Genomic DNA, 24,417 nt, shown 5'->3' on the forward strand with positions numbered 1-24,417 from the left:
TGAGGGTCACCCTCACCATGCTCCAGCCGGCACAAGGCGCCCCTCACACGCGTGCCGAACTGAGAGCGGACGGTCAGCGGTCTCTTAATGTCGTGCGCGTCAGGAGAATTCGGCGCATTCTTCCGTAGCCGAGCCCGAACTCTTCTGCGACGCGGCGGATCGACCAGCCCTGTTGGTAGAGGCGGACCGCGTCGCGCATCATCTCCTCATCGGCCGGATCCGGCTCCCGCGACCGGCGGTCATCTCGGAACGCCAGCACGTCGCCGCGGAAGTAGCGGCGGTGGCCGCCCGGCGTCCGGACGGCGGGCTTGAGGAATCCGAGGCGCGCCCAGAGGGCGACCGTTGAGGCCCGTACGCCCAGTGTGGCGGCCACCTCTCGCGGCGTCATCAGGTCGTCATCGGAAAAGGGCATGGCGAATACCAATCGTCACGGTGCGCTCTGGGGGAGGAGAGAGGGGCGGAGTCGCCGTCAGGCGGGTCGCGGGTCGGTGGTGAAGACGGCGGTGACCGTACGGCCGTGCTCGTTGCCGTGCCAGCCCCAGCTGTCGGCCAGAGCCGCGACCGTACGCAGGCCACGTCCCGACTCGGCGAGATCGTCTACATCCGTCGCGACCGGCTCGGTCGGACCGCCCTGATCGGTCACCGCGATGAGCACCTGGCCGGGCCGGCACCGTACCTCGACGGTGAACCCACCTTCGCTGCGGCCCGACTTGGTGTGGCGCAGCACGTTGACGACGAACTCGTCGGCGGCGAGAAGCAGGTCGTCGATGACCGGGCAGTCGGGCATCAGCGCGGCGATGAAGCCTCGCACGCGCGCGGCCTGGTCGGCGCTGCCGGGGAACGAACGGTGCCACCGCAGGGCCGTGGCGGGGTGATCGGTGGTGGTGTCGGCGCAGCAGGCCGCGGTGGTCATCGGCACCTCACAAGCACGAGAGGACTGGAGTTCCGAACCGTTGGGACACGGGTTCGGCCGCCGCACCATCGTCACACTTCTCTACCGATCACGTACGGGTTTTCTATACGTGATTCGTCATTCCGCTTGATTCGCACACCGGTTTGATGAACGTTCGTCCCGAACACGCAAGGTGACAATCTGAACACTTGATGACTGTGCAGGATGAGCACAGTGCAGAGGAGCCCCCCCAGCATGACCAGTCCTTTCGTACGCCGCCGGCGACTCGCCACCGAGCTGCGCACCCTGCGGGAGCGGCAGGGCATGACCGCCGACCGCCTGGCCAAACTCATCCACCAGTCACGGATGAAGATCAGCCGGTTGGAGAACGCGCACGGCCGTCCCGACCTCGCCGAGGTCATGAAGATCCTGGACCTGCTGGACGTCAGCGGCGACAAGTGGCAGGAGGTCGTCCGCATCGCCCGCGACGCCGCCGAACGTGGCTGGTGGGACTCCTACGGCGACGCCATGGGCGCCCGCCAACGCCTGTACGCCGACATCGAGTCCGGCGCGAAGACCATCCGCGAGTACCACCAGACCGCAATGCCGGGAGTCCTCCAGACTCCGGAGTTCACCTGGGCGCTGGTCGAACTGACCCAGGCGGAGGGTGCGATCGATTACGTCCCCGAGCGCATGGCCGAGGCACGACTGCAACGGCAGCGGACGATTCTACGTCCAGGCGGCCCGGAGTACGAGATCATCCTGGACGAGATCGTGATCCGGCGGCTGGGAGTCGCTCCGGACGTACTCGCCGCCCAGCTCCACCATCTCGCCGCCACCGCGCATACCGCCCCGAACATCACGGTGTTGGTGCTGCCGGTCGACGCGCGTCTTCCCGGTGCGCTGCTGCCGAAGTCGCCCTTCTTCCTCTACACGTTCCCCGACGTGGAAGACCCACCCATGGCGGTCGTGGACACCGTCACGACCGATCTCGTACACACCGACCCCGGGGAGGTCTCGTGGTATACACAGCGGTATGACCACCTCCGGCATGCATGCCTCTCCCCCGAGGACAGCGCCACCCTGCTGACGGAGGCGGCGGACGCCCTCCTCTCACGACGGGATCTCAGCCATGCCCAGCCATGATCTTGACTGGCGCAAATCGCGCCGCAGCGAGCCGAACGGAGCCTGCGTCGAGGTGGCGGCCACGACCGCCGTCGCCGGAGACAGGATGAACGCCGGCTGAACCGTCTCACTCGGAAGACGACCGAAGCGGTCCTGTCCGGGCATCCGGCCTTCGAGCCATAAGCCGCACTCCTGCTCCAGCCTCAAAGTCACTCAGACACGAGACCATTGATCCCTCCCGTAAGCGATCAGCGAGCCCATGACGCCAGTGGCTCAGCGCCAAGCGGAGCGTCAGCCCGGTAGGTCTGGGACCAGGGTCAGGCGGGGACGGTCGTCGGTGACGTGGCTCAGCAGTTCCCGCACCTCGGTGTACGGGAGGTTCAGGCGGGCGGCGAGGGACTGTTCGGTCAGGCCGCGTTCGGAGCCCAGCGCGACCGCCTCGGCGAGGACGGCCGGCCACTCCGTCGGGTAGTCGCCCCTCGGCTCGTCGCGGCGCCAGCCCAGCCGGGTCAGCGTCACCTGGGCCCGGCGGTACAGGTCGTCGCCGATGCGGTTCAGCTCCCGGCTGCGGCGCAGCAACGCCTGCACCGACACGCCCCACGCCCGCTGGATCTCCAGTAGTCGGGCGAAGTCCAGGCGGGTCGGTAGCAGGTCGGCGATCTGCGGGGCCGGGGTGAGGAACTCGGCGGCGAAGCGGTTCGCCTCGTGTTCGTGCCGGCGGTCGCCCGGCTGGGCCTCGTCGTGGAGCAGCAGGTGGCCGAGTTCGTGGGCGGCGCTGAAGCGGCGGCGCAGCGGGTTGCCGCGGTCGCGGGACAGGCAGATCAACGGCCGGTCCAGGCCCGACGGGCGGCAGGAGAACGCGTCGATCCGGTCTCCCGCGCCGAACCTCGCCATGCTCACCACCGCTCCGTTGGCCTCCAGCAGGCGTACAAGGTGATGGACCGGGCCGGCGGGCAGTTCCCAGGCGGCCCGCAGCTCGCGGGCGGCGCTCTCCGGGTCACGGCCGAGACGCGGAAGCCGCGGCTCCGGGAGGCGTACGACCGTTTGGATCTCGCGCACCGCCTCGGCCAGGTGGCTCATGGTCGCGCGCGCCTGGCGGCGTTCGTACACCCGGGTCGTACGGAGGCTGCGGAAGTGGGCGGCCTCCTCGGCGACCGGGAGCACGGGGCGGCCCGCGGCGAAGTATCCCACCGGCAGGCCCAGTTCGACGGCGAGCCGCTTCAGGGTCACCTCGGCGGGCCGTGCCTGACCGCGCTCGAAACGGGTGATCATCGCGGCCGTCACCCCGGCCCCGGCCGCCAGGTCGCGCTTTGTCAGGCCGCTCCGCTCGCGTGCCAGGACGAGCCGGGCCGGGTCGAACGCGTCGGCGACGTCGAGGGGCGGGACCGTGGACAGGTGCGGCTGACCACCACCGCGTCGGGTGTCCACCTACGGCCTCCTCCGTCTCCTTCCATGACCCTAGCCATCCGTCCCCGTCGCTTCGGGGAAATCCACGCCGCCGTCGATGAGGCTGAGGTCGAACTCCGGTGGCGGCGGAACGTCCGGCTCCTCCGCCGGAGACGGCCCGGACGGCAGGCCGTACGGATGGCGGCCCGCCTCCACGTCGAGTTCGACGAACCGGTCCTCGTTCCAGTAGACGAGGTCGCCGTGCAGGTGCGGCGTGGCGAGGAACGCCCGGACCAGGCCCTCGTGCCGGTTGCCGGCCCAGCCCAGCACGACGACGTTCGACAGCGGCACGGACGGCAGGCCCTCGTAGTCGAGCATCTGCTGGCCGGGCGGTCCGCCGCCGACGATCCGCGACCGGATGCCGGTCTCGTCGGTGACCGCCAGGCCCTGGTGCCGGTCGTCGCGCGTGCGGCCGTACCGCCAAGGGTAGATCAGCCAGTTGCCGGTCACGACGGTGAACGGCGTGCCGAGCCGGTCGGTGGGCAGGTGGACCTTGGCGCGGGGCAGCCGGTCCTTGACGATCCGGCCGAAGGTCTCGCAGAGACAGTGGTAGCGGTCGGTGCCGTACGTGGTGTCGTTGGTCCAGTCGGCCAGGCGGAACCGCCACAGCGCCTGCCAGTGCGCGTAGTGCAGGCACGGCACGGCGTACGTCGTGAGCACCCGCGCCGTACGCGGGCCGAGGAGTGTGCCGAGCCAGTCGCCCGGAGCGGCCTCGGAGGTCGCAGGGATGGACACGCGCCGGCCTCCTTCACTTGATCGTCTCTTGGCAGGCACCAGGCTCCCACTTGATCTTCGGCGAGGCCACCAGCGCCCCCGGCGTTTCGCCACACCGCGTGCGCGGCCACTTCGGCGATAGCGTGGGCGGATGACCAACGAGGCGCTGAGCGCGGAGGCGACGGAGTTCCTGCGCGAGCGTCACCTCGCGACGCTCAGTTCCCTGCGTCCCGACGGTTCGCCGCACGTGGTGCCGGTCGGGTTCACGTGGGACGCCGAGCGACGGCTGGCCCGCGTGATCACCGACGGCGGCAGTGTCAAGGCGCGGCTCGCCGCGGGCGGCGGGCGCGTGGCCCTGTGCCAGGTCGAGGGCCGGCGCTGGCTCACGCTGGAGGGCACGAGCACGGTCAGCGCCGACCCGGAGCGCGTGTCCGAGGCGGTGGCCCGGTACGCCGAGCGCTACCGCACGCCGCGGGAGAACCCGACGCGCGTCGTCATCGAGATCACCGTGGACCGCGTGCTCGGCTCGTCCGACCTGTTCCCCGCCTGACCGCCGTCGCGCGGGGCGCCTGGAAAGTTTGCCACAGGTCGGGACGATACTGGCCGGATGCGGCGATCAAGGACGGGCCATCCACCGCCCGTCGCTGTCTAAGCTCTGCGGGCATGAGCGATCAACTGCGGCTGCGGCCGGTGGCCGAGGAGGATCTCGCGGTGATCGAGCGGCTCACCGGCGACCCGGAGGCCGCAGGAGAGCACGGCTGGCACGGGTGGCTCGCCCCACGGACGTACCGGCGGCACTGGGAGGAGACGGGCCTGCTCACCGACGACGGCGGCACGCTGATGGTCGTCGGCCCGGCCGAGCCGCTCGGGTTCGTCCAGTGGCACCGGCAGCGGACGAACCGCGTCTCCCACTGCTGGAACATCAGCATCGGGATGCTGCCCGAGGTGCGCGGCCTCGGGTACGGCACGGAGGCGCAGCGGCTGCTCGTCGACTACCTGTTCGCCCACACGCAGGTCAACCGGGTCGAGGCGGTGACCGAGATCACCAACACGGCCGAGCAGTGGGCGCTCAGCAAGGCCGGCTTCACCCGTGAGGGCGTGCTGCGCGGCTACGGGTTCCGCGACGGCGGGTGGCATGACGCGGTGATGTACAGCGTCGTGCGCGAGGACCTCGGCAAGGAACGCGGCGACATGGCGGTCCTGCGCCCGTCGCGCCGCGGCCAGAACGGCCCGCGGCGCGACGGATAGCGGATCTCCGACTCAGGCCTCGATGTTGGACATCACGTGCTTGACGCGCGTGTAGTCCTCGAAGCCGTACATCGACAGGTCCTTGCCCTGGCCGGAGTGCTTGAAGCCGCCGTGCGGCATCTCGGCGACCAGTGGGATGTGCGTGTTGATCCAGACGCAGCCGAAGTCGAGCCGCTTGGCCATGCGCATCGCGCGGCCGTGGTCGCGGGTCCACACCGAGGAGGCGAGGCCGTAGCGCACGCCGTTGGCCCAGCGGACCGCCTCGTCCTCGTCGGAGAACCGCTGCACGGTGATGACCGGGCCGAAGATCTCGTCCTGGATCGCCTCGTCGTCCTGCCGCAGCCCGGACACGACCGTGGGCTCGTAGAAGAAGCCCTGCTCGCGGGCGCGCGAACCGCCGGCGCGGACGGTGGCGTGCGACGGGAGCCGGTCGACGATCCCCGAGACGCGGTCGAGCTGGTTCGCGTTGTTCAGCGGGCCGTACAGCACGTCCTCGTCGTCCGGCAGGCCCGTCCTGGTCTCGGCGGCGACCGCGGCGAGGGCGTCGGCGAAGTCGTCGTGCACGCCGGGACCGGCGAGCACGCGCGTCGCGGCGGTGCAGTCCTGGCCGGCGTTGAAGTACCCCGCCTCGGCGATGGCCGCGGCGGCGGCCTCGACGTCGGCGTCGTCGAACACCACGACCGGCGCCTTGCCGCCGAGCTCGAGGTGGACGTTCTTCAGGTCGTTCGCGGCCGAGCGCGCCACCTCCATGCCGGCGCGTACGGACCCGGTGATCGAGACCATCTGCGGCGTCGGGTGGTCGACGAGGAGGCGCCCGGTGTCACGGTCGCCGCAGACGACGTTGAACACGCCCGGCGGCAGGAACTCCGCCGCGATCTCGGCCATCAACGCCGTCGTGGCCGGAGTCGTGTCGGAGGGCTTGAGCACGACCGTGTTGCCCGCGGCGATCGCCGGCGCGAACTTCCACACCGCCATCATCATCGGGTAGTTCCACGGCGTGACCTGGGCGCACACGCCGATCGGCTCCCGCCGGACGAACGAGGTGTGGCCGGCCATGTACTCCCCCGCCGACCGGCCCTCCAGGACGCGCGCCGCGCCGGCGAAGAACCGGATCTGGTCGACCATCGGGGGGATCTCTTCTGAGGCGGTCAGGCCGAGCGGCTTGCCGGTGTTCTCCGACTCCAGCGCCACGAGCTCGTCGGCGCGGGACTCGATGGCGTCGGCGATGCGCAGCAGCGCGAGCTGCCGCTCGGCGGGCGTCGTGTCCCGCCAGCCCTCGAACGCGGAGGCCGCGGCGGCGAAGGCGGCGTCGACGTCGGCCTGGCCGGAGACCGGAGCCGTGCCGAACGCCTCACCGGTGACCGGGCTGATCAGGTCGGCGGTACGTCCGTCGGCGGCGTCGGAGTACGAACCGTTGACGAAATTGCGGACGGTGCGCTTCATTGCGTGCGCGGCGTGAAGGTCCCGGTCTTCAGACCGGGATAAAACGCCGCTCCCTCCTTTGTATCGGTGGTGGCGGTTAGCGTGCTGGCATGCGGTTCCGGCTTGAGCCCACGCCCACCCAAGAGGCGGCGCTGCTGGAGTACTGCTCGCATGCCCGGTATGTGTGGAATCTTGCCTGTGAACAGCACCAGCATTGGCGGCCGGGCCGGGCAAGCGCGCCAAGCTACGTCGAACAGTGCCGCCGGTTGACTGAAGCGAGGAAGGAGTTCGCATGGCTGGCAGCGGGGTCGCAGACGGTGCAGCAGCAGGCGGTACGGGATTTCGCCCAGGCCATGGCGAATTTCTTCGCCGGCACGCATCGGCGGCCGACGTGGCGTAAGGCGGGCGTGCACGAAGGGTTCCGGATCGTCGGACGGCGCGGCAGCCACTGGGATGTGCGCCGCCTGTCCCGCAGAGTGGGTCAGGTGAGGATTCCGAAGGTCGGCTGGGTGCGGTTCCGCTGGTCCCGTCATGTTCCCGACCAGGCGAAGTCGTTTCGGGTGAACCGGGACCGGGCGGGCCGCTGGCACGTCTGCTTCGCGGTAATCCCAGCACCGATCGACGGGCCGGGTACCGGTGAGGTCGTCGGTGTGGATCGTGGCGTGGCAGTCTCGGCCGCCCTGTCCACCGGCGAGTTGCTGTCCGTGCCCGGCCTGCGCGAAACCGAGGCCGAACGCCTGCTGCGATTGCAGCGCAGGCTGGCTCGCGCGAAGCCGGGGTCGAGGCGTCGTGCACGTGTCAAACTCGCCATCGGCCAGGTCAAGGCGCGCGAGACCGATCGGCGTAAGGACTGGGTGGAGAAGACCTCGACCCGCCTGGCCCGCCGCTTCGACCTGATCCGCCTCGAAGATTTGAAGATCAGCCCCATGGTCCGTTCCGCGCACGGCACGATCGCCGCGCCGGGGGTGAACGTGCGGGCCAAGGCCGGGCTCAACCGATCCATCCACGCAGCCGGATGGGGCCACCTGGCGACCCGCTTGGAGCGCAAAGCCGCCGGCCGGGTCGAGAAGATCAATCCCGCCTACACATCCCAGACCTGCCATGCCTGCGGGCACTGCGCAGCGGACAACCGCGAGAGCCAAGCGGTCTTTCGCTGTCGCGCCTGCGGGCACACCGATCACGCGGATGTCAACGCGGCCAAGAACATCGCCGTCGGACGGACGGTGACGTTCCTGCCCCGACCAACCGACCCCGGCCGACCTCCCGAGCGGGGAGCCCTCCAGCCGCTGGGCGGGGCTATGAACCGCGAACCTCAACCTGTTCTCTCCTCTGCATAGGGGAAGCGGGTTGAAATCCCCCGCCCTCAGGCGGGGGAGGACGTCAATGCGTCCTCCCTTGTGGGGGGCGGTGTCGGCCATCACTAGATGGCGCGGGTGTCCCCGGAGATGCGCTGGGCGATGTAGACGGGCACGACCGACAGCACGATGAGCGCGGCGGCCACCACGTTGACGATCGGTGCCTGGTTGGGCCGGAAGAGGTTGTTGAAGATCCAGATGGGCAGCGTCTCCACGCCGGCGCCCGCGGTGAAGGTGGTCACGATGATCTCGTCGAACGACAGCGCGAACGACAGCAGGCCACCGGCCAGCAGCGCGGACCGCAGCAGAGGGAACGTAACGTACCGGAAGGTCTGGAAGGTGTCCGCGCCAAGGTCGGCCGAGGCCTCCTCGACGTTCGTCCCCAGCCTCCGCAGCCGCGCCAGGACGTTGTTGTAGATGGTCACGATGCAGAACGTCGCGTGCCCGACGATCACCGTGAACAGGCCGAGCTGGATCCCCAGCGGCGACAGCACCGTGCGGAAGGCGTTGTTGAGCGCGATGCCGGTGACGATGCCGGGCAGCGCGATCGGCAGGATGACCAGCAGCGACACCGTCTCCCGGCCGAAGAACCGGTACCGCTGCACCGCGAACGCGGCCATCGTGCCCAGCACGCACGCGACCGCCGTGGCACCCAGGCCGGCCTTGACCGAGGTCCACAGTGCCGACCGCACACCGCCGTTCTGCCAGGCGCGCGACCACCACTCGCCGGTGACGTGGGTGGGCGGCCAGGCGAACGTCTTGTCGGCGTTGAAGGAGTTGATCAGCACCACGAACAGCGGCACATAGATGATCGCGAGCCCGACGATCATCGCCACGCGCAACGCGATCCGTGTTCCCCTCGAAAGGTTCACGACGCCTCCTTCGCCGGCGGAGTGACCTGGATGCCGTGTTCACCGGTTCGCTCGCTGCGCTCGCTCACAGATTCTCCAGGGCTCCGGTACGGCGTACTGCGAGCAGGTAGATGACCATGATGGCCACCGGGATGGTCGCGACCGCGGCGGCGAACGGCAGGTTGTTCGCCGTGCCGACGTTGTCGTAGACCACGTTGCCGATCAGCTGGCTGCGCCCGCCGACGATGCGCACCGCGATGTAGTCGCCGAGCGACAGCGAGAACGTGAAGATCGAACCCGCGACGACGGCGGGGAAGACCGTCGGCCACACGACCGTGCGGAACGTGCGGAAGGAGCGCGCGCCCAGGTCTCCGGCCGCGTCGAGCAGGGAGTTCGGCAGCCGCTCCAGCCCCGCGTAGATGGGCAGGATCATGTACGGCAGCCACAGGTAGGCCAGGGTGACGGTGGTGGCGGGCAGGCCGTACCCCGGGCCGTGGCCGCCGACCGGGCTCAGGAACCAGTCGAGCACGCCCGAGCCGGAGAACATGATCCGCCAGGCGTACGCCTTGACCAGGTAACCGGCCCAGAGCGGTGTCAGCACGGCGATGACCAGCCAGCGCTGCGCGCGCGGCGAGGCGATCTTGGCCATGTAGAACGCCATCGGGAAGGCCACCAGGCTGTCGATGACGGTCACCGCGGCCGCCACGCCGACGCTGCGCAGCGTGATGGTCCGGTAGACGCTCTCGTTCACCAGGTCCTGGAAGTTGCCCAGGTCGAAGACCTTCACCACGTCGCCGGTGAACTCGTTCGTCGTCCAGAACGCCGTGACGAACAGCGCCGCGAGCGAGCCGAGGTAGGCGATCACGAGCCACAGCAGCGGCACGGACAGCAGGCCGGCGAGCCGGATCGACGGCCGCCGGTGGAGCAGCCCGGCGAACCGGCGAACCGGCCCGCCGGGCGAGGTGACGCTCATCATCAGGGGATCGTCAGCCCTTGATCTGCGTCCAGGCCTGCGTCCACTTGGCGTAGTCGACGCACTTGACGTTCTTGCGTCCGTCAAGGCACTGGGAGATCGGGGTGTTCCAGTAGTGCACCTTGTTCCAGTACGGCTCGTCCGCCGCGTGGAAGGTGTCGCAGAACTTCTTGTCGCTGGTCTCCGCGCACGCCTTGCTGTTGGACGGCGCCTCACCGAACCACTCGGCGACCTGGGCGTTCGCCTTCGGGGAGACGATCCAGTCCATCCACTTGTAGGCGCAGTTGGGGTGCTGGGCCTTGGCCGCGACCATCCAGGTGTCCGACCAGCCGGTCGAGCCCTCCTTGGGCAGGGTCGTCTCGACCGGCACCTTGTCGGCGGTCAGGCCGTTCGCGATGACCTGCCACGTGGTGCCGAGGACGGTGTCGCCGCTCTTGAAGGACTGCTGGGACTTCAGGTAGTCCGACCAGTACTCGCCGACGTTGTTCTTCTGCTGCTTGAGCAGGTTGACCGCGGCGTCGAACTGCTTCTGGTCCAGCGCGTACGGGTCCTTGATGCCCAGGCTCGGCTGCGTCGCGGACAGGTACAGCGCGGCGTCGGCGATGTAGATCGGCGAGTCGTAGGCGGTGATGTGGCCCTTGTACGGGGAGTTCGCGTCGAAGACGACGCCCCACGAGTCGGGGGCGGGCTTGACCTTGTCCGTGCGCCACATGAGGAGGTTCGCGCCCCGGCCGTGCGGGATGCCGTACGCGACACCGTTGACCGAGTTCCAGGGCTTCATCTTCAGGCCGCTGAAGATGTCCTTGTAGTTCGGCACCAGGTTGGTGTTGACGGGCGCGACCGAGCCGGCGGCGATGAGGCGCAGCGACGCGTCACCCGAGGCCGACACGGCGTCGTACTGGCCGGTCTTCATCAGGTTGACCATCTCGTCGGACGTGCCGGCGATCTTGGTGTTGACCTTGCAGCCGGTGGCCTTCTCGAACGGGTGGACCCAGTCGACCGACTTGTCGTTCGAGCCGTCTTCGGCGTAGCCCGCCCAGGCCACGAGGTTGACTTGTCCTTCGCCCGGACCGAGGGACTTCAGTGCCGGGATCTTCGGAGGCGTGAAGCCGGCGACGCTGTCGCCACCGCCCTTGGAACTGTCGCTGTCGCCGCAACCGGCCGCCAGCAGCGAAACGGCAGCCATCGCGACGACCGCGAGGCGCGTGAACCGCATGGGGACTCCGATCAGGATGGGGGGTATCGGATATCGGATGGGGGAATTCCGGTAGACGCCGCGATGGGGGCACCGCGACGCAGCGGTCGGCCGGACCCGCCGACCGCGTGTCACATCGGACCGGTGATGGAGAACTCGTGCTCCCGCCGCCATGCGAGCCTGACCCGGGCGTCGCGCAGCTTGAGCACATCCATCGATGAGGCCTGCAGATTCTGCTGCACGGCCACCAGCCGGCCGCCCGCGTCGAGGTCCACGACGAATCGGGTGGCCGCACCCGCGTAGACGACCTCCGCCACCGTGCCGGTCGCGGAGTTCTCGCCTTCGCGCAGTTCCGCGTCGACCTGGGTGTCGACGCGAAGCTTCTCCGGGCGGACGCTGTAGACGCCCTCCCGCCCGAGGATGTCGAGGGCCGCCTGGCCCTCGATGAGGTTGGAGGTGCCGACGAAGCCCGCGACGAACGACGACGCCGGCCGTTCGTACACCTCCGCGGGCGTGCCGACCTGCTCGATCCGGCCCGCGTTGAACACCGCGATGCGGTCGCTCATCGTCAGGGCCTCCTCCTGGTCGTGTGTGACGAACAGGAACGTGATGCCGATCTCCCGCTGGATGGCCTTCAGCTCGACCTGCATCTCCTCGCGGAGCTTGAGGTCGAGCGCGCCCAGCGGCTCGTCGAGCAGGAGGACCTTGGGCCGGTTGACGAGCGCGCGGGCCAGGGCGACGCGCTGGCGCTGGCCGCCGGAGAGCTGGCCGGGCTTGCGCTTGTCATAGCCCTCGAGGCGTACGGTCCGCAGGGCCTCCAGCGCGCGCTCGCGGCGCGCCCTGGCGGGCACCTTCTTGACCTTGAGGCCGTACTCCACGTTGGCCAGGACGTTCATGTGCGGGAAGAGCGCGTAGTCCTGGAAGACCGTGTTGACGTCGCGGTCGAAGGGCGCCAGCCCGGTCACGTCGTGCCCGCCGAGGCTCACGCGGCCCTCGGTGGGCGTCTCGAAGCCGGCGATCATCCGCAGGACCGTCGTCTTGCCGGAGCCGGACGGGCCGAGCATCGCGAAGAACTCACCGTCGCGCACGTCGAGGTCGACGCCGTCGACCGCGGCGACCTCGCCGAAGACCTTGCGGACTCCACGCAGGCTCACCGCGGCCGACACGTCGCCGCTCTCGTCAATCGTCATGTCACTCGTCAACCCTTGATCTGCGACCAGAGCTCGGTCCATTTGGAGTAGTCGACACAGACCGCACCGCGCGAGTCGCCGCAGTCCGCGACGGGAGTCTTCCAGAAAGCCAAGCGACGGTAAAAATCGACGTCGTTCGCGTGGAATTGGGCGCAGAAACCTTTCGCGGCGTACGAGCATGCCTTAGGATTCGCCGGCGCCTCGCCGAACCACTGCGCGACGGCGGCCTGGATCTTGGGAGCGCTGATCCAGTTCATCCACTTGTACATGCAGTTCGGGTGCTCCGCCCGGGAGGCGATCATCCAGGTGTCCGACCAGCCGGTGGCGCCCTCCTGAGGGATCGTCGTGCCGATCGGCGCGCCCTCGGACTTGGCGAGCTGCGCGGTCACCTGCCAGGCGGTCCCGGCCCAGTTGTCGCCCGCCTTGAACGACTGGATCTCGTCCAGGTAGTTCGACCAGTACTGGTTGACGTTGGGGCGCTGCTGCTTCAGCAGGGCGACCGCGGCGTCGAACTGCTCCTGCGTCAGCTCGTACACGTCGGTGATCTTCAGATCCGGCCGGTGGGCCTTCAGGTAGAGCGCGGCGTCCGCGATGTAGGTCGGCGAGTCGTAGTCGACGACGTGGTCGGCGGCCGGCGACTTCGGATCCCAGACGATGCTCCACGAGGTGGGCTTCTGGCTGATCTTGTCGGTGCGGTACGTGAGGTAGTTCGCGCCGTAGCCGTGCGGCACGCCGTACATCTGGCCCTTGACCGAGTTGTACGGCTGGTTGCGCAGGTAGGGGGCGATGTCGCCGTAGTTGCGCAACAGGTTGGTGTTCACCGGGGCGACCGTGCCGCTGTAGATGAGCCGCAGCGAGGCGTCGCCGGAGGCCGAGACGCCGTCGTACTGCCCGGTGTTCATCAGCGCGACCATCGAGTCGGACGTGTCGGCCACCTTGGCGTTGACCCGGCAGCCGGTCTTGCGCTCGAAGGGGGTGACCCAGTCGACCTTCTTGTCGGTCGAGCCGTTCTCGGCGTAACCCGCCCAGATGACCAGGTTCAGGCTGCCCTCGGACGCGCCGATCTCCTGCTGCATGGCGACCTTCGGCACCGCCGCCTGCTGCCCGGAGCCGGAGTCCGACCCGCACGCTCCGGCCGCGAGAACGAGCGCCACCGCGCAGGCGAGCCTTGTGAGTCGCATCATTTTCTGTTCAGGCCCCTCACTCGCTCACTCCTGTTCAGGCCCCTCACTCGCTCACTCCTGCACCTCACCGATGAACGGTTCCATCGCCACTTCGTAACGGAGGTTGACGAGGCGGACCACCGATCCGTGCGCACCGAGCGGCGCCCCGCATCCGAGGCCGGCCTCGGCCGCGAGCTTGGCGAGCTGCTCGTGGTCGAGTTCCGGGCCGATGACGTACGGCGCCACGGCGATCCGCTGGGCGCCCGCCTCGCGGAGGCGGGTCACCGCCTCGGCGACCGTCGGGGGGCCGTCGACCGCGGCGGCGACCACCGGGACCGCGAGCCGGGCGGCGAGGAGGACGGCCGTCATGTCGGCCTCACGCGCGGCCTCCGCCCCGCCGGTCGCGGCCACGATCACGGCGTCCGTCGCGGCGCCGATGCTGAACTGCCGGATGCGGTCCGCCCGGGCCAGTCCGGCGTCCGCGAGCCGTACGTGCAGGGCCTCGGCGAGAAGGGGGTGCGGGCCGAGCGGGTCGGTGACGACCACGCGGTCCGCCTTCACCCCCGCCTCGTCGATGCCGGCCTGGATCTGGGCGTACGTGCGGGCGTGCGGGCCGGTGATCAGGGGCACCACCACGGCGGCGCGGTCCTCGGGCAGTCCGCGCACCACGTCGGTGAACGTGGAGCCGAGGAGTCCGACCCGGACGTCGAGTTCGGTCCGCGCGGTACGGGTGGCCGAGGCGATCTCCTCGGCGATGTCCGGGTCCTCACCGGGAACCGCCAGCACGAGGACGGGGGCGTCCGGCGGAAGGTCTGCGGACGCCGGCCGGCGGTGTCGCCCGCTGGGCAACGATGAGCGCCCGCGTACAGGGAGCGTCTCCGGGGGCTGGTCGTCATAGATCACGATGGCGGAGTCTAGAGGTTGTCAAAGCAGCTCGTGGGGCCCTTGTGACCGAACGTCCGATATTTATGTCTTGGGCGGACCGCAGCGCACAAACCCGTCAGATGCCGCGCCACCAGGCATTATCTGAGCTGCTGACCCACTGTTTCGCCCCAGGTGGCAAGCGCTCGTTAGGGACATATTTACGGACATGGTCGGGCTTCAGACCCGTGCGTAGTAGAGTCCTGCGCGTTCGCTCGGGTGCCCCTCCGTCATCGGTGTCCCCTCCGTCTAACTGAAAGTCGAGCCTGTCGCGGTGCAATCTAAGGACCGTCGAGTGGGATCAGATGCCAGTCAGCGGCCGCCCCGGTTCCAGGCCGGCCGCGTTTTCCGTTCAGTCCGCTTCAAGATCATCTTGCTGTTGATCGTGCCTTTGGTGTCGTTGAGCACCCTGTGGGCGTTCGCGGCGAGCATCACGCTGGGCGACGGATTGAACCTGCGCCATGTGAACACCATCCAGGACCACCTCGGATATCCCTCCGGCGCGCTGGGGAGCGCCCTGGAGACGGAACGACGGCTGTCGATGGTCTATCTCGGCAGCAAGTCGGACGGCGACCGGGCCGCGATGGAGTCCGCGCGGCTCGTCACGGACCGGCAGGCGGAGCAGTTCCGCCGGCTGGCCGTCGACAAGAGCACCCAGAATGTGATCAGCGCGCAGTCGCGTGAGTGGACCAAGGAGATCCTGGGATCCCTGGACGACCTGCCGGCCCGGCGCCGGCAGGTCGACACCCGCTCCACCAGCCGTGCCCAGGTCTTCACCCGCTACACCGGCGTCGTCTCCACCATCAACCAGCTGCAGGCCTCGCTCGCGACCCTGAGCGACCCGGGGGTGACCAAGGACTCCGGCACCGAGGTCGCGCTGGCCCGCGCCCGGGAGGTGCTGTCGCAGGAGGACGCGCTGCTGTCCGGCGCGCTCGCGGCGGGCCGGCTCACCTTCGCCGAGCACGTGCAGTTCACCAAGCTCGTCGGCACCCAGCACAATCTCTACAACGACCTGCTGCCCGACCTGCGCTCCGACGACCGCGCCCTCTACCAGCGGATCATCTCGACCCCCGAGTACGCCCGGCTCGAGTCGCTGGAGAACCGCTTCACCGACCACATGCCCGCGTCCCCGCCGAAGACCATGGGCGGCATGCAGGGCATGAACAACACGCCGCCCAACCCGCAGATCACCGCCGAGACGCCGGTGCAGTGGAAGACGACCGTGTCGTCGGTCCTCACCCGGTTCCGCGGCCTGGAGCTGGTCGCGACCTCGGCCGCGAACGACCGCGCCAAGCCGATCGCGAACGGCATCATCCTGCGCGTCGCCCTCGCCGGGGCGCTCGGTCTCGTCGCGGTCATCGCCTCGCTGATCCTGTCGCTGTGGGTCGGCCGCTCGGTCATCCGCGAGCTGACCGGGCTGCGGCGCGCCGCCCTCGACCTCGCCAACGAGCGGCTGCCCGGCGTCATCCGCCGGCTGCGCCGCGGTGAAGACGTCGACGTGGCCGCCGAGGCGCCGCCGCTGTCGTTCAGCACCCGTGAGATCGACCAGGTGGGCCAGGCCTTCAACGCCGCGCGGCGCACCGCCATCCAGGGCGCGGTCGAGGAGGCCGCGCTGCGCCGCAGCATCAGCGACGTCTTCTTGAACCTGGCGCGCCGCAACCAGGCGCTCCTGCACCGCCAGCTCAGCCTGCTGGACACGATGGAACGCCGGATCGCCGAGCCGGATGAGCTGGAGGACCTGTTCCGCCTGGACCACCTCGCCACCCGCATGCGCCGTCACGCGGAAGGCCTGATCATCCTCTCCGGCCAGGCGCCCGGCCGAGGCTGGCGCAACCCGGTGCCGGCGGTCGACGTCGCCCGCGCCGCCGCGGCCGAGGTGGAGGACTACGCGCGCGTCACCGTCACCACGATGCCGCAGGTGTCCATCGCCGGAACGGCCGTCGCCGACCTCATCCACCTGCTCGCCGAGCTGATCGAGAACGCCACGCTCTACTCACCGCCCGACACGACCGTGCAGGTCACCGGGCAGATCGTCGCGCACGGCTTCGCGATCGAGGTGGAGGACCGGGGCCTGAGCATGGATCCGGCGGCGCTGGCGGAGGCCAACGAGAAGCTGGCCCGGCCGCCGGACTTCGACCTGTCCAACAGCGCGCAGCTCGGCCTGTTCGTCGTCGGCCGGCTCGCCCAGCGGCACTCGATCCAGGTCACGCTCCGCACGTCGCCGTACGGCGGGACGACCGCGATCGTGCTGCTGCCCGACGGCATCGTGGTGCGCAGCGGCGAGCAGGGCGAGCTGGAGTCCGGCAGCCCGCTCGCGGTGACCCGCCGCGGCGAGGACGCGCTGGTGCCCATCGGTGCCATCGGCCCGCCGTCCTTCGGCGACCGGGGCAGCGGCCCGGAGACCGGTCCGATCCAGCTGACCGGCGGGGGCGAGCGTCCTCCGCTGCCGCACCGTCACAACAACGGCACGCCGGCCTCCTTCAGCGGGTCGAGCAACGGCTCGCACCCGGCGCCGCAGGACACCGGATCGTTCGGCACCTCCTCGTTCGGCACGCCCGCGAACCACTTCGACACCGGGCCGGCGGACCCGTACGAGGCGGACCCGCGCGGGACCGGCCACGACACGACGCCGTACGAGACGAACGCCTTCGACTCCGGTCACCCGGACTCCTCGTCGTTCGGCGGCGGCTTCGGGCCCGGTGACGGCGGTGGCCACGGATCCGGTGAAAGCGGATACGGCGGCGGCTCCGACACCGGCCGGTGGAACGTCCCGTCGACGACCGAGGACACCGGCGGGCGGCCGCCGCTGCCGCGGCGCCACAACGAGCCGGGAACTCCGGACCCCGCGGCCGGACAGCGCCGTTCGCTGTTCGAGCCCGCGGACGAGCCACCGGCCGACCCGGCCGAGCCGTCGAGCCCGGCCCGGGACGAACCGCCGGCGCCCGCCCCATCGGCCGACGCGCCGAGCGGTTCCGGCAAGCCCGCGCTGCCGCGGCGCGTGCGCCAGGCGAGCCTGGCGCCGCAGCTGCGGGAAGAGGTCGAACCGGTCAGTGAAGCCGCGAGCGAAGAACGTTCGCCCGAGGAGCTCCGCACCATGCTGAGCTCCATCCAGAAGGGCTGGCTGCGCGGTCGCTCGGACGCCGAAGACACCGCCACCGGCCACGAAGAGGAGGACATCTGATGTCAGCGGGTTCTGCGGGGGAACTCAACTGGCTGCTGGACAATCTCGTCAACCAGGTCGCCCAGGTGCACCAGGCGGTCGTCCTGTCCAGTGACGGTCTGCTCGTCGGAGCGTCGACGGGTCTGACGCGTGAGAACGCCGAGCATCTGTCGGCGGTCGCGGCCAGCTTCCAGAGTCTGGCGCGCAGCGCCGGACGGCAGTTCGGCGGTGGCGCCGTGCGCCAGACCATCGTCGAGATGGACCATGCCTTCCTGTTCGTCACCGCCGCCGGGTCCGGCGCGTGTCTCGCCGTACTCGCCGGCTCCGACGCGGACGTGGGCATGATCGCGTACGAGATGGCGATGCTCGTCAAGCGGGTGGGCCAGCACATGTCCACGCTCCCCCGCTCGGCCGTGGAATCGTGACGTCGGATGAGCGATCACATCGAAGCGGCGGTAACGGCACGGCGACGCCGGGCCATCGATCCGAGAGGCAGACGCGGACCCCGGGACGCGACCGGCCCGGTTCCCCCGCGCGCGGCCTGCGGGCGGGGCGGTTGAATGAGCGAATGGCTCGACGACGAGGCCGGGCCGGTCGTCCGGCCGTACGCACTGACGAGGGGCCGGACACGCTCGTCCCGAGAGGGCTTCGAGCTGATCGCCATCATCGCGACGGCCGCCACCTCGCAATTCGCACCCGCGGGAGCCGGGCCGGAGCACATCGCGATCCTCGAGATGTGCGTCCGGCCGCTTTCCGTGGCCGAGATATCGGCGAGGATGAAACTTCCCCTCGGCGTTGTCCGGGTGCTGCTCGGTGACCTACTGGACCACGGGCTGATCGCCGTCCGACGGCCCGAGCCGGACAATCGTCTCCCCAATGAACGGCTTTTGAAGGAAGTGCTGAATGGACTCCAAGCGCTCTGACCCCTCGCGGGGCGCTGCCATGCCGCTCGCCGTGAAGATCCTGGTGGCGGGCGGATTCGGTGTGGGCAAGACCAGCATGGTCGGCGCGGTCAGCGAGATCCGGCCGCTGCGGACCGAAGAGCAGCTGACCGACCGCAGCGTCGGTGTCGACGACGTTTCCGGCGTCGAGCGCAAGACCACGACGACCGTGGCGATGGACTTCGGCCGCATCACCATCCGCGACGGTCTGGTCCTGTACCTGTTCGGCACGCCCGGTCAGGACCGGTTCTGGTTCATGTGGGACGAGCTCGCCCTGGGCGCGCTCGGCGCGGTCGTGCTCGCCGACACCCGGCGTCTCGCCGACAGTTTCCCCTCGATCGACTACTTCGAGCGCCGCCGGCTCCCGTTCATCATCGGGGTCAACTGCTTCGACGGCGCCGTCCGGTACGACACCGAGGAGATCCGGGCGGCGCTGGACCTGGACCCCAAGATCCCGGTCATCCTGTGCGACGTGCGCAAGCGGGAGTCCGGCAAGCAGGTGCTGATCACGTTGGTGGAGCACGTGCTGGAGGTCATGGCCGAGCGCCAGCGCCAGCCGGGCGCCGCCCTGCGATAGGAGCTGTTTCACAGGCCCGCCGTACGCGCCTTTCCACCGGCCCGCCGTGCGGGCGGGGCCTGTGAAACATCTCCCGGTGGATACGCGCCCGATCAATACCCTTTTGTCATATTCGGGCGCGGTTTGGAAGTCAACAGGGGGTCAAGGCTCGCCGACCGGGGTCTTCGCCAGAGCCAAGTGAAGTGCCGATAAGGCTGGTGTCCGCATCCGGGCATGGACACAATGGGACTGGCGAGTTCGCTCACTCAGAGTTATGGTGCGAGATCCAATGCCCGAAGACCCCTCTTCCCCCAAAGACGGGACCACGCCCCCGCCGGCCTCCGCCGACGGGGCGATCGCGGCATCTCTCGCGCAGATACACAGTGTGCTGGCCGACCTCGCGAAGGCGGCGGGCCGTGAGCACGACCGGGCCGCACACCGTGAGCGCGTCATCGACCGGCTGCACGAGGAGAACGGCCGGCTGCGGCACAACGAGCTGCAGGCCGCCTTCGAGCCGGTGCGCACATCGCTCTACCGCCTCTATGACCTGGTCCGGCGCGAGTCGGAGCGGGAGAGCGCGGACCCAGCACACACACCCAAGCTCCTGGCGGCGATCGCCGACGAGCTGGCCGAGATCATCGCGCGGACGGGGGTCGAGCGCATGCCCGTGCACGAGGGCGAGCCGTTCGATCCGGCACGGCACCGCCCTGCCGGCACGTGCGATGTGGGCGACGCCGAGCTGGACGGCACCGTCGCGACGGTCCAGCGCGAAGGCTTCGTCCGCGGCGAAAAGGTCGTACGACGGGCCGAGGTGATCGTCGCCCGAACGGCGGCCGACCCGGTCGGAGGGGATTGACATGGCTGTCTACGGAATCGATCTGGGCACGACCCATTCCTGCATCGCACGCATCGGCGACGTCGGCCGTCCCACCGTTCTGCGCAACATGGAGGGCACCGACACGACGCCGTCCGTCGTCTACTTCGAGTCCGCCGACAACGTCGTGGTCGGCGCTCCGGCGAAGGACACCGCCGTGCTCTCCCCCGATCTGGTGGTGAGCCTGATCAAGCGGGACATGGGCCACGACGTCACGCGCGAGCTGCACGGGCGCGACCACTCCCCCGAGGAGATCTCGGCCTTCATCCTGCGCAAGCTGGTCGCCGATGCGAAGGCCACCACCGGCGAGGACGCCGACGACGTCGTCATCACCGTGCCCGCCTACTTCGGCGCGGCCGAGCGCGACGCGACCCGCAAGGCCGGCCACATCGCCGGGCTCAACGTCATCGACATCATCTCCGAGCCGGTCGCGGCCGCGATCACCCACGGCGTGCTCAACCCCGACCAGGACCGCACGATCCTGGTCTACGACCTCGGCGGCGGCACCTTCGACACCACGGTCATCACGTTGCGTGACGGCGACATCGGGGTCGTGTGCACCGACGGCGACCACGAGCTGGGCGGTGCCGACTGGGACGCGCGTGTCGTCGAGCACCTCGCCGAGCGCTTCGCCGAAGAGCACCCCGACGTGAGCGACCCGCTGGAGGACCCGCACACCGAGCAGCAGCTCCGGCACGACGCGGAGGAGGCGAAGAAGGCCCTGTCGCTGCGCACCCGGCACGTCGTGCGCGTCATGCACGAGGGCCGGGTCGCCACGGTGGAGCTGACGCGGGACAAGTTCGAGGAGATCACCAAGGACCTGCTCGACCGCACCATCGAGATCACCGGGCGCACGCTGGCGACCGCCGCCGAAAAGGGCGTCAAGGACTACGACGACCTGGTGCTCGTCGGCGGCTCCACGAAGATGCCCGCGGTGCCGCAGCGCCTGGCCAACGAGCTGTCGCTCAAGCCGAAGCTGCAGGACCCCGACCTCGCGGTGGCCAAGGGGGCGGCGCTGTACGCCTTCGAGGAGACCTACCGCCAGCTGCTGGCCAAGGGCGAGACCGACAAGGCCCTCGACCTGGCCTCACGCGCCGGCCTGTCCGAGGCCGAGCAGGAGCGCATGGCGTCCCGGCAGATCACGACGGTCGCCTCGCGCGCCTTCGGGGTGATCGCGCTGGACCCGGTGACCGCGCAGGAGCACGTCGTCCACCTCGTCCACGCCAACGACGCGCTGCCCCGTGGCAAGTCCCGCGAGTTCGGCACCGTCGACGAGGACCAGACGATCGTCAAGATCATCGTGGTGGAGCAGGCGGGCAGCGCCGAGTCGACCGAGGTCGCGCACAACAACCCGATCGCGGACGGCGAACTGAAGATTCCGCCCGGAAAACCGGCGGGCTATCCGATCGAGGTGACGTTCGCCCTCGACACCTCCGGGCTGCTGCACGTCACCGCGGTCGAGAAGGAGACGGCCGAAGAGCTCACGCTCGACGTGCGCGTCGGCGGAATGTCCGAAGACGAGGTGCAGGAGTCCCGTACCGACCTGGCCCACGTACGCGTCGACTAAGAGACTGTTGGAGAACCCCATGCCCTACTGCGCGGCGCCCAGGAGGCGCCTCGCCGCGTTGTCGTCGGTCGCCAGCCAACACCGGGCTGGCTCCCTCCTCCGCCTTGCGACGCGCCTCCTGGCCGCCGCTCGCGACGGGCGAGGGCTCTCCCACAGTCTCTGACTGCGACCCGGCTCACATGGTCTTTGACGAGCAGCGCTATGTCCGAGAGGTGCTGGAGCCCGCCAGGGCGGCCGGCAACCAGCCGCCCGACGACCTGCGTGTCCGTTATGCCCTGGTCGAGCCCCTCAACTGCCGTGAGGTGGCCGAGAGCGTCAAGCGGGTGCGGATGTGCTGGCGCAAGTCACGTGGGCAGTTGCGCTTCCGCCGGCTCATCGACCGTCTCGAGGGCGACCATCTGAGGCTCGCGCCGCTGTTCGAACGGGCCGCGCTCGGCGACCTGGCGCCCCTGCGCGCCGAACTCACCACGACCGCCGACCGGGCCGGCCGGCGCCGCGCCGAGTTGCGCACCCGGCTGCTCGACGCCGCCGGGGAGATGAAGACGCTCGCCCCCGGCGACCTGCGCGAGATCGGCGGCGAGGCGGCCGAGCTGGCCCGCGAGGCCGGCATCGAGATCCGCGAGCCCGACGTGCTGCCCGCCGCGCCCCCGTACGCCGGCTATCCGCGCGCCCGCGACGCGCTCGACGCCCTCGGCATGCGCCACCTGCGCGAGTTCGTCACCGGCGAGGCGCGGGCCGGCCGGGTCCTCAGCCCGGTGCCGGACCTGCGGCCGGCCATCCGGCGGGTGAGCGAGCAGTGGAGCCGCCGCCCGCACGACGGCAACCGCACCAACGCCGACACCGTGCTGGTGGCGCTCAAGAGGGCCGGAGCGAGTGAGGAGGCGAGCGCGACCAGCGAACACGCGGCGAGCTCGGCCGTCGAACGCGAGGCGAGCGCGACCGGCGAACACGACGCCGTCGCCGAGCTCGTCCTGTACGACGTGGTGGCGCGGCTGCGCGAGCGGCACCAGCAGCGTGCCTCCGAGGGCGCGCTGCTCCGGTTCGCCACCGACGACCTGGGCGTGGACGTGGACGACGCGCGGCGGCTGGTGTTCTCGGTCATCCGGGAGGGCGGCGTGGCCGGCGGCCTGGCCGCGCGGCTGCGGGACCTCATCGACGCCGGGGAGATCCACGCCGCCGCCGAGCTGGCGTCGGTGGCCGGGCCGGCCGAGCTGACCGGCGATGCGGAGCTGCTGGCCGCCGAGGCGCGGCGCCGCATCTCCTCCGCGACGGCGCTGCGCCAGGAGGCCGCCGCCCTCGTCCTGACCGATCCGGACGAGGCCTGGCTGCGGCTCGCCGACGCGCTGCGGCTCGTCGGCGACCTGCCGGGCGCCGCCGACCTGCAGGCCGGGCTGCCGCCACGCGCGCCCGGGCGGCTGGAGGCGGTGGTCGAGGGCACCGAGGTCACGCTGTCGTGGCCGCCGAGCCCGTCGCGGGTCGGCGAGATCGGCTACGTCGTCACCCGCTGCCTCGGCCGTGTCCCCCGGCACCCCGGTGACGGCGAGACGCTGCCCTCCGGCGGCGGCTTCGCCCGCGACCCGGCGCCGCCGCTCAACGCACCTCTCTTCTATGCCGTGTTCGCGGTGCGCGGCACGGCGGCGTCGGCGCCCGCATTGGCCGGTCCGCTGCACGTACGCCCCGAGCCCGCCGACGTGTTCGTCCGGGCCGCCGACGGCGTGGTCGCCGGGCGCTTCACCGCGCCGCCCGAGGCGGTCCGCGTGCTGGTCACCCGCGACGGCACGCCCGTCCCGGCCGAGCGGAACGGCTTCCGTGACGAGACGGTGACCAACGGCACCACCTACCACTACCGGGTCGCCGCCGCCTATCTCAGCGCCGACGGCCACGAGACCATCACCCCCGGCGTGCACGTCGCGGCGACGCCCGCCGCCCGGCCCGACCCGGTCGGCGATCTCAACGTCGAGCAGGACCCCGCCGGGCACCTCGTGATCACCTACGACGAGCCGCGGCACGGTCAGGTGGAGATGGTCGCGATGCCCGGCCCGCCGCCGTGGCCGGCCGGCACGACGCTCGCCGTCGAGGAGGTGCACCGCGCCGGACGCGTCCTGCGCACCGCGCCGGTCCCGGGCGGCGTGGCGCTGCACACCGGTCCCGGCGTGCTCCTCGCCGTGTCGGTGAGCGGCGACGTCGCGACGATCGGCGCTCACCGCGAGCACGTGAACCTCACGCCGCCGCGCGAGCTGATCGCCGAACGCCGCGGCGAGATGATCACCTTGGGCTTCGACTGGCCGGCGGACGTCACCGAGGCCGAGGTCCGCTGGCGCTGTGGCGACGGCGAGGAGCGACGCCTGCCGGTCGGCCGCGCCGGGTACGACGCCCACGGCGGCGTCCGTCTCCCCTCGCCGGGCGGCGAGGCGGTGACCATCGAGGTCGCCGCCGCCGCGACGGCGTACGGCCGCCGCGTCACCGGCGTGCCGGTCCGCACCGTGGTGCCCGGCCGCACGATCGTCGGGTACGAGCTGCGGCGGTCCCATCTGCGCGGCCCGCTGATCGTGACGCTCACCGCCGCGGCGCCGGCCCGGCTGCGGCGGCTGGTGCTGGTCGCCCGTTCGGGTCCGATGCCGCAGCGTCCGGCGGACGGGGAGACGGTGATGACCTGGGACGACGTCGAGGTCCCCGCACGCCTGTCGGCCGGGCTGCCGCGGCTGAGCCGCCCGTACTGGCTCCGCTGCTTCGCCGAAGATCCCGCGGTCGAACTCCGCGACCCTCCGGTCCGCCGCCTGAAGGTGGGTTGATGCCGTCCCGTTCCCGCTCCGCTCCTCCGGCC

At 70.4% G+C, this 24,417-nt stretch carries 23 protein-coding genes; 12 read left to right on the forward strand and 11 right to left on the reverse strand.

The features are described 5' to 3' along the window. Nucleotides 1–73: 73 nt before the first annotated feature. Together ABEA10_RS16740 and ABEA10_RS16745 are read right to left on the reverse strand one after the other, a co-directional pair. Nucleotides 74–412, reverse strand: a complete 339-nt coding sequence (locus tag ABEA10_RS16740; RefSeq protein WP_345464534.1) for a MerR family DNA-binding transcriptional regulator — start codon at nt 410–412, stop codon at nt 74–76. Between the two features lie 57 nt (nt 413–469). After that, the gene (locus ABEA10_RS16745) at nt 470–913 is read right to left on the reverse strand and encodes an ATP-binding protein (protein ID WP_345464537.1); all 444 of its coding nucleotides are present in this window, start codon (nt 911–913) and stop codon (nt 470–472) included. A 234-nt stretch (nt 914–1,147) separates the two neighbouring features. Between ABEA10_RS16745 and ABEA10_RS16750 the strand changes: the two genes are divergently transcribed. Further along, nucleotides 1,148–2,038, forward strand: coding sequence for a helix-turn-helix domain-containing protein (locus ABEA10_RS16750; RefSeq protein WP_345464540.1), 891 nt, complete (start codon nt 1,148–1,150; stop codon nt 2,036–2,038). After that, nucleotides 2,025–2,138: a DUF397 domain-containing protein gene (locus tag ABEA10_RS51130; RefSeq protein WP_425550910.1), complete on the forward strand. Its 114-nt coding sequence runs from the start codon at nt 2,025–2,027 to the stop codon at nt 2,136–2,138. Before ABEA10_RS16750 ends, ABEA10_RS51130 begins: the two co-directional genes overlap by 14 nt. Before the next feature lie 170 nt (nt 2,139–2,308). On the opposite strand, the gene ABEA10_RS16755 is transcribed toward ABEA10_RS51130, so the two are convergent. Both ABEA10_RS16755 and ABEA10_RS16760 read right to left on the reverse strand, forming a co-directional pair. Then, nucleotides 2,309–3,445, reverse strand: coding sequence for a helix-turn-helix domain-containing protein (locus ABEA10_RS16755; protein WP_345464543.1), 1,137 nt, complete (start codon nt 3,443–3,445; stop codon nt 2,309–2,311). 30 nt (nt 3,446–3,475) lie between these two features. Next, nucleotides 3,476–4,198 carry a hypothetical protein gene (locus ABEA10_RS16760; RefSeq protein ID WP_345464546.1) on the reverse strand — a complete coding sequence of 241 codons (723 nt, stop codon included), beginning with the start codon at nt 4,196–4,198 and terminating at the stop codon, nt 3,476–3,478. Nucleotides 4,199–4,328: 130 nt separating this feature from the next. Here ABEA10_RS16760 and ABEA10_RS16765 point away from each other — a divergent pair, with 130 nt between their 5' ends. Beyond that, entirely contained in the window at nt 4,329–4,727 is a 399-nt protein-coding gene (locus tag ABEA10_RS16765) for a pyridoxamine 5'-phosphate oxidase family protein (protein ID WP_345464549.1), read from the forward strand. Between the two features lie 113 nt (nt 4,728–4,840). After that, on the forward strand, nt 4,841–5,425 hold the full coding sequence (locus ABEA10_RS16770) for a GNAT family N-acetyltransferase (protein WP_345464552.1): 585 nt from the start codon (nt 4,841–4,843) through the stop codon (nt 5,423–5,425). A 12-nt stretch (nt 5,426–5,437) separates the two neighbouring features. On the opposite strand, the gene ABEA10_RS16775 is transcribed toward ABEA10_RS16770, so the two are convergent. Beyond that, on the reverse strand, nt 5,438–6,868 hold the full coding sequence (locus ABEA10_RS16775) for a gamma-aminobutyraldehyde dehydrogenase (protein ID WP_329238841.1): 1,431 nt from the start codon (nt 6,866–6,868) through the stop codon (nt 5,438–5,440). An 89-nt stretch (nt 6,869–6,957) separates the two neighbouring features. On the opposite strand from ABEA10_RS16775, the gene ABEA10_RS16780 reads away from it, so the two are divergent. After that, a complete protein-coding gene (locus ABEA10_RS16780) occupies nt 6,958–8,184 on the forward strand; it encodes an RNA-guided endonuclease InsQ/TnpB family protein (RefSeq protein ID WP_345464559.1) in 1,227 nt (408 codons plus the stop codon). 83 nt (nt 8,185–8,267) lie between these two features. On the opposite strand, the gene ABEA10_RS16785 is transcribed toward ABEA10_RS16780, so the two are convergent. From ABEA10_RS16785 to ABEA10_RS16810, 6 genes are all read right to left on the reverse strand, one after another. Further along, nucleotides 8,268–9,074 carry an ABC transporter permease gene (locus ABEA10_RS16785; RefSeq protein ID WP_345464562.1) on the reverse strand — a complete coding sequence of 269 codons (807 nt, stop codon included), beginning with the start codon at nt 9,072–9,074 and terminating at the stop codon, nt 8,268–8,270. Between the two features lie 64 nt (nt 9,075–9,138). Further along, the gene (locus ABEA10_RS16790; protein ID WP_345464565.1) at nt 9,139–10,029 is read right to left on the reverse strand and encodes an ABC transporter permease; all 891 of its coding nucleotides are present in this window, start codon (nt 10,027–10,029) and stop codon (nt 9,139–9,141) included. A 10-nt stretch (nt 10,030–10,039) separates the two neighbouring features. Further along, nucleotides 10,040–11,242 (reverse strand): ABC transporter substrate-binding protein, encoded by a 1,203-nt coding sequence (locus ABEA10_RS16795; protein ID WP_329238850.1) that lies wholly within the window; start codon nt 11,240–11,242, stop codon nt 10,040–10,042. 110 nt (nt 11,243–11,352) lie between these two features. Then, entirely contained in the window at nt 11,353–12,411 is a 1,059-nt protein-coding gene (locus ABEA10_RS16800) for an ABC transporter ATP-binding protein (RefSeq protein ID WP_345464570.1), read from the reverse strand. An 8-nt stretch (nt 12,412–12,419) separates the two neighbouring features. After that, nucleotides 12,420–13,595: an ABC transporter substrate-binding protein gene (locus ABEA10_RS16805; RefSeq protein ID WP_345464573.1), complete on the reverse strand. Its 1,176-nt coding sequence runs from the start codon at nt 13,593–13,595 to the stop codon at nt 12,420–12,422. A 51-nt stretch (nt 13,596–13,646) separates the two neighbouring features. After that, entirely contained in the window at nt 13,647–14,477 is an 831-nt protein-coding gene (locus ABEA10_RS16810; protein ID WP_345464576.1) for a sirohydrochlorin chelatase, read from the reverse strand. Nucleotides 14,478–14,889: 412 nt separating this feature from the next. Between ABEA10_RS16810 and ABEA10_RS16815 the strand changes: the two genes are divergently transcribed. The 7 genes from ABEA10_RS16815 (at nt 14,890) to ABEA10_RS16845 (ending at nt 24,385) form a co-directional block, all read left to right on the forward strand. Further along, complete coding sequence (locus ABEA10_RS16815; RefSeq protein ID WP_345464579.1) at nt 14,890–17,676, forward strand: sensor histidine kinase; 2,787 nt, start codon at nt 14,890–14,892, stop codon at nt 17,674–17,676. Further along, a complete protein-coding gene (locus ABEA10_RS16820; protein ID WP_285632749.1) occupies nt 17,676–18,080 on the forward strand; it encodes a roadblock/LC7 domain-containing protein in 405 nt (134 codons plus the stop codon). Before ABEA10_RS16815 ends, ABEA10_RS16820 begins: the two co-directional genes overlap by 1 nt. Before the next feature lie 135 nt (nt 18,081–18,215). Then, the gene (locus ABEA10_RS16825; protein ID WP_329238865.1) at nt 18,216–18,578 is read left to right on the forward strand and encodes a DUF742 domain-containing protein; all 363 of its coding nucleotides are present in this window, start codon (nt 18,216–18,218) and stop codon (nt 18,576–18,578) included. Continuing rightward, nucleotides 18,559–19,173, forward strand: a complete 615-nt coding sequence (locus ABEA10_RS16830) for a GTP-binding protein (protein ID WP_285632744.1) — start codon at nt 18,559–18,561, stop codon at nt 19,171–19,173. Before ABEA10_RS16825 ends, ABEA10_RS16830 begins: the two co-directional genes overlap by 20 nt. 268 nt (nt 19,174–19,441) lie before the next feature. After that, entirely contained in the window at nt 19,442–20,008 is a 567-nt protein-coding gene (locus tag ABEA10_RS16835) for a nucleotide exchange factor GrpE (RefSeq protein ID WP_345464587.1), read from the forward strand. 1 nt (nt 20,009) lies between these two features. Continuing rightward, on the forward strand, nt 20,010–21,593 hold the full coding sequence (locus tag ABEA10_RS16840; protein ID WP_345464590.1) for an Hsp70 family protein: 1,584 nt from the start codon (nt 20,010–20,012) through the stop codon (nt 21,591–21,593). Between the two features lie 179 nt (nt 21,594–21,772). Then, complete coding sequence (locus ABEA10_RS16845) at nt 21,773–24,385, forward strand: coiled-coil domain-containing protein (protein ID WP_345464593.1); 2,613 nt, start codon at nt 21,773–21,775, stop codon at nt 24,383–24,385. The last annotated feature ends 32 nt before the right edge of the window (nt 24,386–24,417 follow it).

The organism is Actinoallomurus oryzae (assembly GCF_039541955.1).
GTDB lineage: Bacteria > Actinomycetota > Actinomycetes > Streptosporangiales > Streptosporangiaceae > Actinoallomurus > Actinoallomurus oryzae.